The organism is Testudinibacter sp. P17/SS/0325, from assembly GCF_053570765.1.
Window position 1 is genome coordinate 1,997,031 of record NZ_CM131635.1, and the last position, 13,433, is coordinate 2,010,463.

The following is a 13,433-nucleotide window of genomic DNA, read 5'->3' on the forward strand; positions in this document are numbered from 1 at the left end:
GACGTTACAGCAGTGGACTGAACAAAAAGAACACACGCTCGAAGAAGCGTTTGTAAATCGGACGTTTAGACCATTCCGCCATATCCATCAGATCGGATTGAACTAAATAGCCCTGCTGTAAGGCCTCCACTTCTTGTCCGAAACCGAGATCGTCCACAATCATGGTGACTTCGAAATTCAGCATAAAACTGCGTTCGTCCATATTGACCGTGCCGACCAAGGCTAAACGGGAATCAATCAGAATGCTTTTGGTGTGCAGCAAACCGCACTTGAAGCGGAAAATCTTCACGCCGGCTTCCAGCAGCTCGTCAAAAAAGGTGCGGCTTGCCCATTCGACCAAGAACGAATCGTTTTTTTGCGGCAGAATCAATTGCACTTCAACACCGCGAATTGCCGCCGTTGCAAGGGCAGAGGCAATGGTTGCGCTGGGAACGAAATACGGTGAAGTAATGGTGATACTACGCCGTGCACTGCTGATTGCTAAGAGCAGGGATTGGATCATCATATCTTCCGGAAAACCGGGGCCGGACGGCAAAATTTGCACGCCGTGCGAATCATCCGGTTTATGTTGCAAAATCGGGCATTGCGGCAACAACGACACATCTTCCTCGGTTTCCATTTGCCAACCCCAATTGTGCACCCCTTGCAAAATCAGCGACACCGGGCCTTCAATCCGTACCATAATATCGATCCATTGTCCGACGTGGGCATTTTGTTTGAAATAACGCGGATCGACCATATTCATGCTGCCGGTGTAGGCGATTTGCTCATCGATCACTACAATTTTGCGGTGCTGACGCAGGTCAATACGGCGAAAGAACATCCGAAACAGGTTGGCATGCAGCGCTTCTTCAATCCGAATGCCGCTTTCACGCATATAACGGATATTTTTACTGCCGAGAAATTTTTTACTGCCGACCGAATCGAGCAGAATCTGCACTTTCACCCCGCGTTTTGCGGCTTGAATCAGTGCCGTCATCACATCATTGACCAGTCCGCCGTCAGCCCAAATATAGAACGTCATATACACGCTATGCTGCGCCTGCCCAATATCGTGAATCATCGCTTTAATAATGTTTTGCGGCGTATCCAGAATATGCAATTCGTTGCCTAACACGCAAGGAATGCCGACCCGGTGGCGACTAAGGGAAAAGAGCGGTTTAAAGCGCAGGTTTTGATTGCTCAGTGTCAAATTGGAGCATTGGTCAAAACTGCCGAACCAATTTTTATATAAGGGTGCAAGCTTTTTAAATGACTCGGCGCGGCGGCGACCAAGTTTGATTTCGCCCAGCAGCAAATAGGCGATAATCCCAAACAGCGGGATGATATAAATCACCAACAACCAAGCCAGCGTGATCGACACCGCTTGTTTTTTGAAGGCGAGGCGGGCGGTAATCCCGACGCTGAAAATCCAGATTAACGGTGGCAACAGGTAGCCGAAAATTTGCGAAAGTTCGATATTCATACTATGCTTGTCATCCTGTTAAGTTCGTTTATTCAATAATTGATTTGGTAAAATGCAAACCGCACTTGAAAAGATCACCATCGTCTATCAACATCCTGATTTTATTGTGATTGATAAACCCATTGGGCTGAGCGTGCATAAAGATCAGCAGGCGTTGGGCTTGCCGGATCTGGTTGCGCGTCAGTTGGGTTGCCCGGCATTGTGGCTGGTGCACCGTTTGGATAAAATCACCTCCGGTTTGCTGATTTTAGCCCGCAACAGCCAAGCCGCCGCTGAATTATCCGGTTTGTTCCAACAACACCAAATTGAGAAACATTATATCGCCCTTTCCGCGGCGAAACCAAAGAAAAAGCAGGGCTTGGTTATCGGCGATATGCAAAAAACCCGCAACGGCAGTTGGAAATTGTGCCGTAGCCGTGAAAATCCGGCGATGACCCGCTTTAGCAGTATCCGTTGCGACAATCGGCTAAGATTATTTCATTTGATACCGAAAAGCGGCAAAACCCATCAAATCCGCGTGGCGATGAAAAGCCTCGGCAGTCCGATTCTGGGCGATCAACGTTATGGCGATAAAACCGCACTTGACCGCACTTATCTGCATGCTTACGCCTTAAAATTTCAATATCAAGGAACTTCTTTTCTTATCAAACAATTACCGCAACAAGGCACTTATTTTTTACAACCTGAAATACAACAACAAATCGAACAGCTAGACATCATGAGATGATTCGGTGGATAATAACACGGTTTAGGTTTAGGTTTAGGTTTAGGTTTAGGTTTAGGTTTAGGTTGAGAGGGATTGAATATGCGTTGGCAAGGACGTAAAGAAAGTCGTAATGTAGAAGATCGTCGTGGCTCCGGCGGCGGTTTCGGTGCTAAGGGCAGCGGTATCGTCGGGTTATTGGTGATTTTAGTCGGGGCGTATTTCGGCGTGGATTTATCCGGTTTGGTCGATACCAGCGGGCTGGGTTCCGGACAGGGCTATCAAACCAGCTTGAGCGAACAAGAAGAACAGCAGTTAAATTCGTTCTCGCGCGTGGTTCTGGCGGATACCGAAGTGGCTTGGGATCAATATTTTGCCAAGAGCGGTCAGCGTTACATCCCGCCGACTATGGTGCTGTACAATTATGCCACCCAAAGTGCTTGCGGCACCGGGCAGGCGGCGATGGGGCCGTTTTATTGCCCGAATGATCGACGCATTTATTTAGATCTCTCTTTCTATAAAGACATGAGCGGTAAATTGAAAGCTTCCGGCGATGCCGCTTTTGCTTATGTGATTGCACATGAAGTCGGACACCACGTGCAAAATATGTTAGGCATTTTGCCTAAGGTTCAACAGGCGCAACAACGTAGCGGCAGTCAGGCGGCGGCGAATCAGCTGTCAGTTAAACTGGAATTGCAAGCGGACTGTTTTGCCGGAATTTGGGGACATTACGCCGATAAACACGGCATTCTGGAATCCGGCGATTTGGAAGAAGCATTTAATGCGGCGGAAGCGGTCGGTGATGACCGTTTGCAAAAACAGAGCCAAGGCTATGTCGTGCCGGACAGCTTTACCCACGGCACATCGGCACAACGCTTAGCTTGGTTTAAGCGCGGTTTGCAAAGCGGTGATATCAAACAGTGTAATCCGTTTGGTTAAATTGATTATAAAAGGCGCCGACAGCGCCTTTTGTTTGCCCGCTGATTTTTAATCCGGTTTAACTAATTCTTTTTTTAGGCTAAAATAGTGTTAAATTCTGCCGCGATATGTTCGTGATAAGGCATTGCCATGAAATTTAATATACCGACATTCCTCACCTTATTTCGGGTCGTACTGATCCCGTTTTTTATTATCTGTTTTTATCTTCCGTTTAAATGGGCACCGTTTCTGACCGCACTTTTGTTTTTGATTGCTGCCATCACCGATTGGTTTGACGGGTTTCTGGCGCGACGTTGGAACCAAACCACCCGCTTCGGCGCGTTTCTCGATCCGGTTGCGGATAAGGTGATGGTTGCGGCGGCATTGGTGTTGGTCGTGCAGCATTACCACACTTTCTGGGTGACCATTCCGGCAATTGTGATGATCTCGCGTGAAATTATTATCTCGGCGTTAAGAGAGTGGATGGCGGAAATCGGTGATCGCAATAAAGTCGCGGTTTCTTGGTGGGGCAAATTCAAAACTACCGCACAAATGATCTCCTTAATCGGTTTGTTGTGGCGCTATAATCCGTTGATGGAGAAAAGCGCTATTGTGGCGTTATATATTGCCGCGGCATTGACGGTGTGGTCAATGTGGCAGTATCTGCGCGCAGCCAAAGGCAGTTTGCTTGATGACGTGAATCCTTGAACGCGTTAAGTGTGTTGTTTTTAAGCAATTGAGATAAAAAGCAAGAATTTTATTTGACTAAAAATTTCAATTCAGTAAAATGCACCGCACTTGCTTCAGTTAAAGAATCCAAAGCGGGAATAGCTCAGTTGGTAGAGCACAACCTTGCCAAGGTTGGGGTCGCGAGTTCGAGTCTCGTTTCCCGCTCCAAATCCGAATCTTATCGCAATCAAAATATTGCCCGAGTGGTGAAATCGGTAGACACAAGGGATTTAAAATCCCTCGACTTTCGAGTCGTGGCGGTTCAAGTCCGCCCTCGGGCACCATTGTTTTATAAGCACTTTTCTAATTCCTAATCAAATTTGAATTTTTAGATACTCTTTTTAAACTTTAAAAGAAGAGTTCGCTATGAAAAATTCAAAACCCTTTGTTACCACCATTTTATCTACAAAAGGTGGCGTTACTAAAACCACTAATGCAGCTAATATCTCGGCATTTTGTGCTGATCATGGATTAAAAACCCTCATGATCGATACTGACGTGCAGCCGTCACTAAGCTCTTATTATGAACTGGAGTATGCCGCGGGCGGTGGTATCTATGAATTCATTATCAATAAAAACACCAATCCGGCAGAGATCATATCAAAAACGACTATTCCCAACCTCGATTTAATTAAGTCAAATGACCCAACCGGCAGAATCAGTTTACTGCTACGCAATGCCCCCGACGGTGTTATCCGCTTTAATCACTTAATTCGCCAGTTACAAGGTTATGATTTGATTGTTGTGGATACGCGCGGTACGCGCGATATTACCCTCGAAATGGCGGTTCTTGCCAGCGATCTTATTCTCTCCCCTCTATTACCAGAACTACTTTCTACACGCGAATTTTTACGCGGCACGTTAAGTCTTTATGCTGATCTCGAAACCTATACTTCATTGGGTTTTGTACTACCGCCGATAAAAGCCGTAGCAAATCGCGTGGACAAAACGAATGATGCAAAAGATGTTATTGCCCAACTGCACAGTATTTTCAATGACGAGCGCATTGGTGGTGATTTTTCTGTTGAGTTTTTAGATTTCGCTATTCCGGCACGTGTTGCATATCGCGAAGCAAATACGCTTTGTACACCGATTCATCGCTATAAAAATTCAGAATTTGAAACGATGAAGAGTTTATGTTCTTTGCTTTTCCCGCAATTTAAATCGGTATTTTGATTGGGGTAAGTATGAAAAAAGGACAAATAGTAAAGACTGAATTATTTGATAACTATCTTGAAAGCTCTGTGCTCGGCGGCTTGATTCTTGATAATGACAAGTGGGATGAAGTATCACCGTTACTGACGGATAATTCATTCTATTTACAATGGAACAGGGTGATTTTTAAGGCGATTAAAAGCCATCTTGACACAGGAAAACCAGTTGATCTGTTAATACTGGAGCAGTCATTAAAAAGTCAGTGGGATTCAGATAATGGCTTATTTGCCTATCTTGCCGAGATTGTGAAAAATACGCCCAGTGCGGCATTAGTCGTGAATTACGCACAGCGGTTACTTGATTATCAGCAATTACGGCAACTGGCGGCGTTGGGTAAAGATCTATCAGACAACAGCAAACAGATAAAAGCAAAAGATGACATTGACAAGGTGATTGCAGATTCGGAAAAACGCTTATTCGATATTGCCTGCCGCAATCAGGCTGAAAATACACTGGTTAATCTCAGTCGGGCAATGGAGATTGTCTTCGATAAAATTGAGCAATCTTGCCATAGTGCAAATCCGATTAGCGGCGCACCGTGCGGCATTGCGCAAATCGATCAGATGACAACCGGTTTTCAACCGTCGGATTTTATCGTGATCGCTGCACGCCCTGGTATGGGAAAAACGGCGTTTGCGCTCACAGCAATTGCGGCTACGCTAGAAGCAATTGATAAGCCTGTGCAATTCTACAGTTTAGAAATGCCAGGCGATCAAATCATGATGCGCTTTCTTTCGATGCAATCAAAAGTGCCAATGCAATTACTACGCAATGCGTTGCTTATGGAAGATGAGGATTTCGCGAAATTAGGTGTGGCAGCCAATTATATTCAGCAGCATTGGGAAGATAATAATCGCTTATTAATTGATGATTCTTCAGCATTAACCCCTCAAATACTTCGCACTAGAGTACGCAAAAATATCCGACTTTATGGCAAACCTTCCGCGATATTCATTGATTATTTGCAATTAATGAAATACCCAGGCTCACAAAATCGTTATGAAGAAGTCACGAATATCTCTAATAGTCTCAAAGCACTGGCGAAAGAAATGCAATGCCCAGTGATCGCATTGGCACAGCTCAATCGCGGCGTGGAGGGACGGATCGTGAAAAAGCCGACAAGTTCGGATTTACGCGATTCAGGCGCAATTGAACAAGATGCGGATGTCATTATTTTATTGCACCGTGATGAATATTACACCGAAGAAGCAAGCCAAGCTAAGGGATTGGCCGAAGTGATTATAGGGAAGCAGCGCAATGGTCCGGTAGGTACGGTTGTTGCGCGATTCTTTGGGCAATATTCGCTGTTTGAAACTTATGCAGCGGAGGGAGATAAAACGCAATCCTCGACAGATATTGGAGATTTTCTATGATGAACACACCTAAAAAATTTAGTCGGGAAGACAAAAAAGCGTCATTGATGCGAGGTATGCAAATTGGCTTGATACCGAATACTTCACCAAATTATGCGGACGAGCGTATTGCATCGGAATTAATTTCTGCGGGGGAAAGTATGCAGCCACAATTGAAAACCGTTACCTTGGCTCAGCTAAAACCGTTTGATAATAATCCGCGTAAAACACAAAATCCGAAATTTGATGAAATTAAAGAATCGATTCGGATGCGCGGTTTAGATTTTCCGCCTAATATCACGCAACGCCCTGGTGATGATTTTTATATGATTGCGGACGGCGGTAATACACGGTTACAAGCATTGCGCGAATTATATGAAGAAACCAAAGACCCGAAATATTGGTCTATCAACTGCCTGTTTAAATCCTGGAAAGGTTCTGGAGATGATCAGCTCGAAGGCGAGCTATCTTGTTTAATTGGGCATTTGGCTGAAAATGATTTGCGCGGGGATCTGAGTTTTATTGAGCGCGCATTAGGCATTAATCAAGCAAAACTATTTTATGAAAAACAAGAAAATGTATTTCTATCACATCGTAAGTTAGCAGAAAAACTCAAAAATGATGGCTATAGTATTTCATTTTCTTTAATTGCAAGAATGGAGTTATGTTTAGAGCAATTATATCCAGCTATTCCGCAAGTATTATTTGCTGGTATGGGAAAACCACAAATTGAAAAACTTTTAACCTTACGTGGAAATTCCTTTTCCTGTTGGAAAAAATATCGTCCACAGGCAGAGGAGCAGTTTTCAGATTTATGGCTGGAAACTTTAAAATCCTTTGATGAAGTGCCAGAAGAATTTACGATTACAATTGTGCAAGATGAGCTAATTGGTAATTTAGTCAAAGCACTTGGTGATGAGGGAGTAAGCTATCAAGATCTGCATTTTGATATTAATATCGATGAAAATCGTCGCCGCAATAAAGAATCTGAACCAGTTATTCATTTCAGAGATCCAGTGACAGCTGTAGAAATACCGAATTCTGTATCCTCTTCCTCCTATAGTGGCGAAGCGCATGATTCTCAAGAGCCTACAACTCAGAAACAAATAGCTGAATCAACACTAAACCCACGTGTTTCTAAATCTGGAAACAGCATTGAGTCAAAACAAGATATTCCTTTAACGCATTTAGCAGAAACGGATAATACTGAAACTGCTATAAATGGTGATTATGAAAATATCTTGGCGCAGTTTGGCATGACCCCAGGACTCTCCTTGAGCGAGCAACGGAAACAACGTGCCGAAGAAAATGGTTTATCTTTCGCCAATACCGGCTGTCAGCCAGTCGATGATATTTGGAAAATTTTTCCCGTCTTCGATACTGCGAATAAACTCCGCTTGGAAGCCTTTAATCTTGTCAATGATCTCGCTAAGTTAAGCGGATTACCAAAGTCAATCATTAAGAATATCGGCGCACAACAATCGGCAACTAATTTTAGTTTTACCATAGAGCCACTACCGCACGAACTGGAAAATAATGCACTGGCATTATGCGTTTATGAGCTATTGGCGATGCTTGCTTGCGACAATCATACTGAGATGCTGGATTGGTTGATTCCAGAAGCATTATTGGTGGGAACAGATACAATCGATGCAGAAATATCCGACCTGCTTATGGTGAAAATTTTTCGCCTGATCCGTATTATTCGTCGCTTTAGAGCGCATTTGCGCCAGCCAATTGAACAAGATTAAATTCGGAGGAAACAATGGTTATTTCATCAATTAATCAAGCCGTAATTGCCCATGTCATTACGCAGCTCAAGGAAGGGAATTTACGGCACTGTGAGCAGATCGGTTTCACGGAGAATGAGCTGCGTGAAATTATGCAGCTAACAACCGACGAAATTCATCATTTGGCGCAGATTTCAACGCCTTTTTTAAAAATTGAAGTTAATCATAAATTATTTATGCGTATGGTGAATAGTGCCAAAGAGTATTCACATACACAAAAACTACTTGATCGTGCGCTGATATTGGGCGCAACGATCGAATTGATTAATTATTATTTTGGTTCAACTAACGGCGAAGTCAGTGAACGCCGCCGCTTACTCGGGCAAAGTAAAAAGCCGGGACGGCACTGCTTATGTAGCGAAAAACAATCGGCACAAGCCTGGTATCGCTGGCAAGAAATGAAGGCAGATTTAGCCTCATTTGAAAGTATTGAGACCCTCGATGCACTGATGCTGATTGCAGAAGAATTAGAGATGAATGTAACGAGTGTGTGGAAATTGGCGCAGAAATGGGAGACGCAAGATGCCTCAAACCATAAACACTAAGAAAAAAACGAGAAAGCGGTCACTTTCTCGTTTTAAAAATCCTAAACAACAGGATTAGCTAATATGAACAGTATAGATGCTATCGTAGAAAATGCAACAGGGAAATTAAAACACTACCGGCAACAAAAAAGTGCGGTTACTGAAGCAGTAGAGGGTTTGCTTTATTTTGGGAATCCACACGATACCGTACCGGTTCGATTATTGACAGATCCGCTTTTAACCTGTCGTGCGCGTTATGCATGGCAGGTGATTAAACACAATGCAAGAGCATTTGGTGGTGCAGCCTTTCCATCTTATGAAGAACTGCAACAATTACTGTCTGATCGCGCATATACGCAAGAAAAAGCGTCTAAGAAAGTCGTTAGTCAAACATTACTGTTACTACGTTTAACTCGGTGGCTCACTTTTTGTAGCAAAGCACGCGATGAGCAAGGCCGTATTCTCGGTAATATTTATATTATTCATGATGAGCCGATGAGCATTCCGGATTGTATTCATTTCAATGAAAACTATTTAAACATGTTGGAACAAGCAACACATCATCGCGATAAAATGATCCGAGGTGTGGCGCAGCACATTGTTAAAAATATGCAGATTGATGATGGTCAGTCACATCTGGTTTCGCATATTGATTTAATGCGCTCTCGTTATCACTACGAGAAAAATCAAAAATTATCGCTTCAAACGACACAAACATTAAATTCATCATCGTCACAAAAACTCGATAACCAGCAGCAACATTTACTGAGTTCCACGAGGGAACTTGGTCAAAACCAGCAAAATTCACTTAGTTCCATTAGGGAACTCAGTACAATTTCACCAAGTTCCACTATGGAACTCAGTCAAAAATCGCTTAGTTCCACGAGGGAACTTAGTGATAAACCCTTGATTTCAGTCTTAGTTCCATCAGGGAACTCAGTAAATCAGTACAGTACTAGTACTTATAATAAAAAAATCAGTACTGTACTGGATTCTTTAAAATTTTCAGCATTGGAAAAAAATACGGTTTTGAAGATGATGCGGGATTTTAACCTTGGTGAAACACTGGGGCAAGCGGTGTTGGAGGAAGCAGCCTTACGTATTCAACAAGGTAATATCAACAAGCCTGTGGGCTATGTTTGCAGCTTAATCAAAAGTGCCGCTCAGGGTGAGTTTAAACATTTTTTAGTGAATAAATCGAATGAGAAAAAATTGGGACAACCTCCAGTAACAACAAGCAATTCGATAACATCAATACCAATGCGCCAACGCAGCAAAGGTGAATTGCACAAAATGTCTCAGCAAGCCAGTTCACTGCGCCAGAATTTAAAGAGAATATCACCTACGGGCAATAGTGAATGAAAAATAGACAGCGTTGCCACTGGCAACAGTGAATAAAAAATAGATAAAGTGCTTCCACTGGAAACGGTGAGCAAAAAATAGACAAAGTGTGAACACTGTACACAGTTAGGTTAAAAAATAGGCAAAGTGTGAACACTGTACACAGTTAGGTTAAAAAATAGGCAAAGTGTGAACACTGTACACAGTTAGGTTAAAAAATAGGCAAAGTGTGAACACTGTACACAGTTAGGTTAAAAAATAGGCAAAGTGTGAACACTGTACACAGTTAGGTTAAAAAATAGGCAAAGTGTGAACACTGTACACAGTTAGGTTAAAAAATAGGCAAAGTGTGAACACTGTACACAGTTAGGTTAAAAAATAGGCAAAGTGTGAACACTGTACACAGTTAGGTTAAAAAATAGGCAAAGTGTGAACACTGTACACAGTTAGGTTAAAAAATAGGCAAAGTGTGAACACTGTACACAGTTAGGTTAAAAAATAGGCAAAGTGTGAACACTGTACACAGTTAGGTTAAAAAATAGGCAAAGTGTGAACACTGTACACAGTTAGGTTAAAAAATAGGCGCAGTATTACTAAACTGTATGAAGTTTTGTTTTAATTGAGATTTTAATTATCCGTTGTCATAAAACATCGATTTATTATGATGACATTCCATAACTAGAGGAGATTAATTATGAATAGTGAATCCGAATATGAACTAAATGAAATTAATGGGGAAATTGGCAAGCTACGTACTAATTCAACCCTGACATTGCATACCCACCAAGCGACAAAAATTTGGGCTGGTAAAAAGTATGAAGACGGCAATGTGAAAATTATGAGTATGCCGAATTGCCTTGCCATTATTGCCAATATTCACCATGACTCAGCGCGTAATGATCCCTATGCGGATATGGCGCTGTTAGAATTAGAACGACAAATCACCGAGGCACGAAAAGAGATTGCCGGTTTAGTCGATCAAATTTTTGATATTTACGCCAATAAAATCCCAGATGACATAAATATCCAAGATAGTTTCAATGTTAATCCAGTGAAAATATCATTAATGATCCATTCACAAATCGGCTTTTTGTTGATTTACCTGTTGTCTGAATATGATGCCATGGTGCGTTCTGTGATGACTGCTGCGCATCTAGCGTTAATTCCACGGCTTGATGCGCGCAGTTGGCTTGATAAAGGCTCAAAGCCTATTCGCCGGATTTATACGGCTGTTCAGCGTTATCGTGCGGTGCGGATTACCCGCGATGATGTGTTGCAGAAAAATGCACGTGCACTAGCAGCAATCGAAAAATACGGTGAAGTGCCAGAAGATATTTTTCGTGGAACACGTCGAAGCCAATATGCACCTTACGTTGATTTATCAAAATATGCCTCAGAACCGATAAATCAGAATAGTTGAGAAGGAGCTGACAATGAAAAAACCAGCGAAACCTGATGCAGTCAATTATTCCGCCCTAGATATGGGATCATATCAAAATCTCATTTTTCAGACACCACTGAATGATGGGTTGAAAGGGATATTTAAACAATTTGGTTCAGCAGAAGATTATCAAGTTCTACACCAGAATATTTTTGATGCACGCGTTGAATTACTGAATATGTCAAAAAATATCGTGAAATGCGCCAATGCGTATCCGTTAAACCATCTTCCGTTGATCTTTGTTGCAGACAACAATAATTCATCCGGTGGTCGTTTCTTACGTTGGCGCAATCAGCAGAATAACAAAGGTGGGCAACTAGCGTGGGAAAATTTGGTGCAGAGTTCAGAAGTGCCGTTAGAGTTGAAAAAAGCGTTGATTGCGGTCGAAAAAGACCGGATTGCCTACAATATGCAGATGTCGATTTTGAATTTTATTATCAGACAAGCACGAGAATGTGAAGACAAATTGAATACGGCGGAGCAATTATTAAATGAGGGAAAGCCAATCACGGAAATTCAGGGTAAGGCGTTGTAGGTATTCTCTATTTTTTAATGCTCGTATCCCCTATTTTTTCATGCTTGTAACCCCTGTAAAAGCCTTGTAGGTAAAGCCTACACTAAAAGGCCTTTTAAAGGTAAGGGGGCGCAGCCCCCTTAAACCCCCGAAAGAGAATATGGTGCAAATACGATCATCGGGATATTGAGACAAAATATCTTTAATCATAAAACAAGGAGTAAATGATGGCTGGTGTAAACAGAGTAACCATTTTGGGCAACTTAGGCGCAGATCCGGAAATTCGAGCAATGCCGAATGGCGATCTTGTCGCAACCTTAAGTGTCGCGACAAGCCGCACATGGAAAGATAAAACCTCCGGCGAAAACAAGGAATTGACGGAGTGGCACAGAATTGTGCTGTATCGTCGAGTGGCTGAAATTGCTAAGGACTATTTGCACAAAGGTAGCAAAGCATACTTCGAAGGCTATCTTCGTACACAAAAATGGACTGACAATAATGGTGTTGAACGCTGGACGACGCAAATCATTGCTGAAACACTTCAACTGTTAGATCCAAAACCGACTAACAGTGAAGCAAAGAATGCACCAGCACAGAGTTCACAAAGTTCATCTGTAAAAGCGCAAGAGCCGCCGCTTGACTTTGATGATATTCCATTTTAACTGCTGGTAAATATAGTGAGGTTTCATGATGAAATTTAAGATATGGGGAATCCTTCTATTATCTCTGGTTCTCAGTGGTTGTGCGGAAATGACCGCACTTAATCAACGCGTCGGAGATTGGGCGGAGCAAGCGAATCGCTCACTCGGTATGATGAGTACGACTTCAATAGCCCAATCAACCCTTGATGACAGTACGACATCAGCGCGGCAGATTGATACGCTATATATTCGTTTTAAGCGTGAATTTGGCTTTATGACGCGTGAAGAGGCAATTAGAGAGCATGGAGGCTCTAAAGGTTCGAATAACCGTCTATGGGCTGAAGAAGTGCTAATTGGTAATGGTTTTATCCACGATGCCACACCTGGGGTTTATTACCATTTGGCGGACTCCTTTAACTACGGTTATTTGAGCATTGTATTGGAAAAAGAAGATAAACGAGTCCTGGTGAAGTGGTCTGTCAAGACAAACGATAACGCGAAAGCCGCACAGATTAAGCAGCGGATATTGAAAATTATATAACAATAAAGACATTCTCCTTAGTCATTTTATCCCGGCGCAAGCTGGGATTTTTTTATCCAAATCTAAGAAATAATTTCTTATATCTTATTTTTTTTATTTTTTGTAATCTAAGAAATAAGAATTCAATAAAGGGAGTACAAAGATGAAGGTGTTAATCAGAGCTATCTCAATTATTTTATTTGTTATCGTGAATATGATGGGTTTTAGCGTATATGAGAAAATTTCGGCTCAAATGCAAGATTCACCATTTAGCGCAATA

General features: G+C 42.4%; 13 protein-coding genes and 2 tRNA genes. 14 read left to right on the forward strand and 1 reads right to left on the reverse strand.

Going from position 1 to position 13,433, the window contains the following annotated elements; translation table 11 throughout:
- Positions 1 to 4 precede the first annotated feature (4 nt).
- Entirely contained in the window at positions 5 to 1,465 is a 1,461-nt protein-coding gene (gene cls, locus ACWA50_RS09470) for a cardiolipin synthase (RefSeq protein WP_431051926.1), read from the reverse strand.
- A gap of 52 nt (positions 1,466 to 1,517) precedes the next feature.
- On the opposite strand from cls, the gene ACWA50_RS09475 reads away from it, so the two are divergent.
- From ACWA50_RS09475 to ACWA50_RS09540, 14 genes are all read left to right on the forward strand, one after another.
- Positions 1,518 to 2,192 (forward strand): TIGR01621 family pseudouridine synthase, encoded by a 675-nt coding sequence (locus ACWA50_RS09475; protein WP_431051928.1) that lies wholly within the window; start codon positions 1,518 to 1,520, stop codon positions 2,190 to 2,192.
- A 78-nt stretch (positions 2,193 to 2,270) separates the two neighbouring features.
- Complete coding sequence (gene ypfJ, locus ACWA50_RS09480; protein ID WP_431051930.1) at positions 2,271 to 3,107, forward strand: KPN_02809 family neutral zinc metallopeptidase; 837 nt, start codon at positions 2,271 to 2,273, stop codon at positions 3,105 to 3,107.
- 129 nt (positions 3,108 to 3,236) lie between these two features.
- Positions 3,237 to 3,794, forward strand: coding sequence for a CDP-diacylglycerol--glycerol-3-phosphate 3-phosphatidyltransferase (gene pgsA, locus ACWA50_RS09485; RefSeq protein WP_431051932.1), 558 nt, complete (start codon positions 3,237 to 3,239; stop codon positions 3,792 to 3,794).
- A 113-nt stretch (positions 3,795 to 3,907) separates the two neighbouring features.
- Positions 3,908 to 3,983, forward strand: a tRNA-Gly gene (locus tag ACWA50_RS09490).
- Between the two features lie 29 nt (positions 3,984 to 4,012).
- A tRNA-Leu gene (locus ACWA50_RS09495) sits at positions 4,013 to 4,099 on the forward strand.
- Between the two features lie 82 nt (positions 4,100 to 4,181).
- Positions 4,182 to 4,991, forward strand: a complete 810-nt coding sequence (locus ACWA50_RS09500) for a ParA family protein (protein WP_431051934.1) — start codon at positions 4,182 to 4,184, stop codon at positions 4,989 to 4,991.
- 11 nt (positions 4,992 to 5,002) lie between these two features.
- Complete coding sequence (gene dnaB, locus ACWA50_RS09505; protein ID WP_431051936.1) at positions 5,003 to 6,403, forward strand: replicative DNA helicase; 1,401 nt, start codon at positions 5,003 to 5,005, stop codon at positions 6,401 to 6,403.
- Positions 6,400 to 8,133 (forward strand): ParB family protein, encoded by a 1,734-nt coding sequence (locus ACWA50_RS09510; protein WP_431051938.1) that lies wholly within the window; start codon positions 6,400 to 6,402, stop codon positions 8,131 to 8,133. The genes dnaB and ACWA50_RS09510 overlap by 4 nt, the downstream gene beginning before the upstream one ends.
- Positions 8,134 to 8,147: 14 nt before the next feature.
- Positions 8,148 to 8,717, forward strand: a complete 570-nt coding sequence (locus ACWA50_RS09515; RefSeq protein ID WP_431051940.1) for a DUF2857 domain-containing protein — start codon at positions 8,148 to 8,150, stop codon at positions 8,715 to 8,717.
- Between the two features lie 63 nt (positions 8,718 to 8,780).
- Positions 8,781 to 10,058, forward strand: coding sequence for an STY4528 family pathogenicity island replication protein (locus ACWA50_RS09520; RefSeq protein ID WP_431051942.1), 1,278 nt, complete (start codon positions 8,781 to 8,783; stop codon positions 10,056 to 10,058).
- A 673-nt stretch (positions 10,059 to 10,731) separates the two neighbouring features.
- Entirely contained in the window at positions 10,732 to 11,457 is a 726-nt protein-coding gene (locus tag ACWA50_RS09525) for a PFL_4669 family integrating conjugative element protein (RefSeq protein ID WP_431051944.1), read from the forward strand.
- Between the two features lie 13 nt (positions 11,458 to 11,470).
- Positions 11,471 to 12,013, forward strand: a complete 543-nt coding sequence (locus ACWA50_RS09530; protein WP_431051946.1) for a DUF3158 family protein — start codon at positions 11,471 to 11,473, stop codon at positions 12,011 to 12,013.
- A 206-nt stretch (positions 12,014 to 12,219) separates the two neighbouring features.
- The gene (gene ssb / locus ACWA50_RS09535) at positions 12,220 to 12,654 is read left to right on the forward strand and encodes a single-stranded DNA-binding protein (RefSeq protein WP_431054336.1); all 435 of its coding nucleotides are present in this window, start codon (positions 12,220 to 12,222) and stop codon (positions 12,652 to 12,654) included.
- Positions 12,655 to 12,679: 25 nt separating this feature from the next.
- The gene (locus tag ACWA50_RS09540; protein WP_431051948.1) at positions 12,680 to 13,174 is read left to right on the forward strand and encodes a hypothetical protein; all 495 of its coding nucleotides are present in this window, start codon (positions 12,680 to 12,682) and stop codon (positions 13,172 to 13,174) included.
- Positions 13,175 to 13,433: the final 259 nt, after the last annotated feature.

What these genes read in the sequence shown, in the direction of transcription:
- cls (WP_431051926.1), bottom strand. Translation starts at nt 1,465, where the DNA reads ATGAATATCGAACTTTCGCAAATTTTCGGCTACCTGTTGCCACCGTTA.
- ACWA50_RS09475 (WP_431051928.1), top strand. Translation starts at nt 1,518, where the DNA reads ATGCAAACCGCACTTGAAAAGATCACCATCGTCTATCAACATCCTGAT.
- ypfJ (WP_431051930.1), top strand. Translation starts at nt 2,271, where the DNA reads ATGCGTTGGCAAGGACGTAAAGAAAGTCGTAATGTAGAAGATCGTCGT.
- pgsA (WP_431051932.1), top strand. Translation starts at nt 3,237, where the DNA reads ATGAAATTTAATATACCGACATTCCTCACCTTATTTCGGGTCGTACTG.
- ACWA50_RS09500 (WP_431051934.1), top strand. Translation starts at nt 4,182, where the DNA reads ATGAAAAATTCAAAACCCTTTGTTACCACCATTTTATCTACAAAAGGT.
- dnaB (WP_431051936.1), top strand. Translation starts at nt 5,003, where the DNA reads ATGAAAAAAGGACAAATAGTAAAGACTGAATTATTTGATAACTATCTT.
- ACWA50_RS09510 (WP_431051938.1), top strand. Translation starts at nt 6,400, where the DNA reads ATGATGAACACACCTAAAAAATTTAGTCGGGAAGACAAAAAAGCGTCA.
- ACWA50_RS09515 (WP_431051940.1), top strand. Translation starts at nt 8,148, where the DNA reads ATGGTTATTTCATCAATTAATCAAGCCGTAATTGCCCATGTCATTACG.
- ACWA50_RS09520 (WP_431051942.1), top strand. Translation starts at nt 8,781, where the DNA reads ATGAACAGTATAGATGCTATCGTAGAAAATGCAACAGGGAAATTAAAA.
- ACWA50_RS09525 (WP_431051944.1), top strand. Translation starts at nt 10,732, where the DNA reads ATGAATAGTGAATCCGAATATGAACTAAATGAAATTAATGGGGAAATT.
- ACWA50_RS09530 (WP_431051946.1), top strand. Translation starts at nt 11,471, where the DNA reads ATGAAAAAACCAGCGAAACCTGATGCAGTCAATTATTCCGCCCTAGAT.
- ssb (WP_431054336.1), top strand. Translation starts at nt 12,220, where the DNA reads ATGGCTGGTGTAAACAGAGTAACCATTTTGGGCAACTTAGGCGCAGAT.
- ACWA50_RS09540 (WP_431051948.1), top strand. Translation starts at nt 12,680, where the DNA reads ATGATGAAATTTAAGATATGGGGAATCCTTCTATTATCTCTGGTTCTC.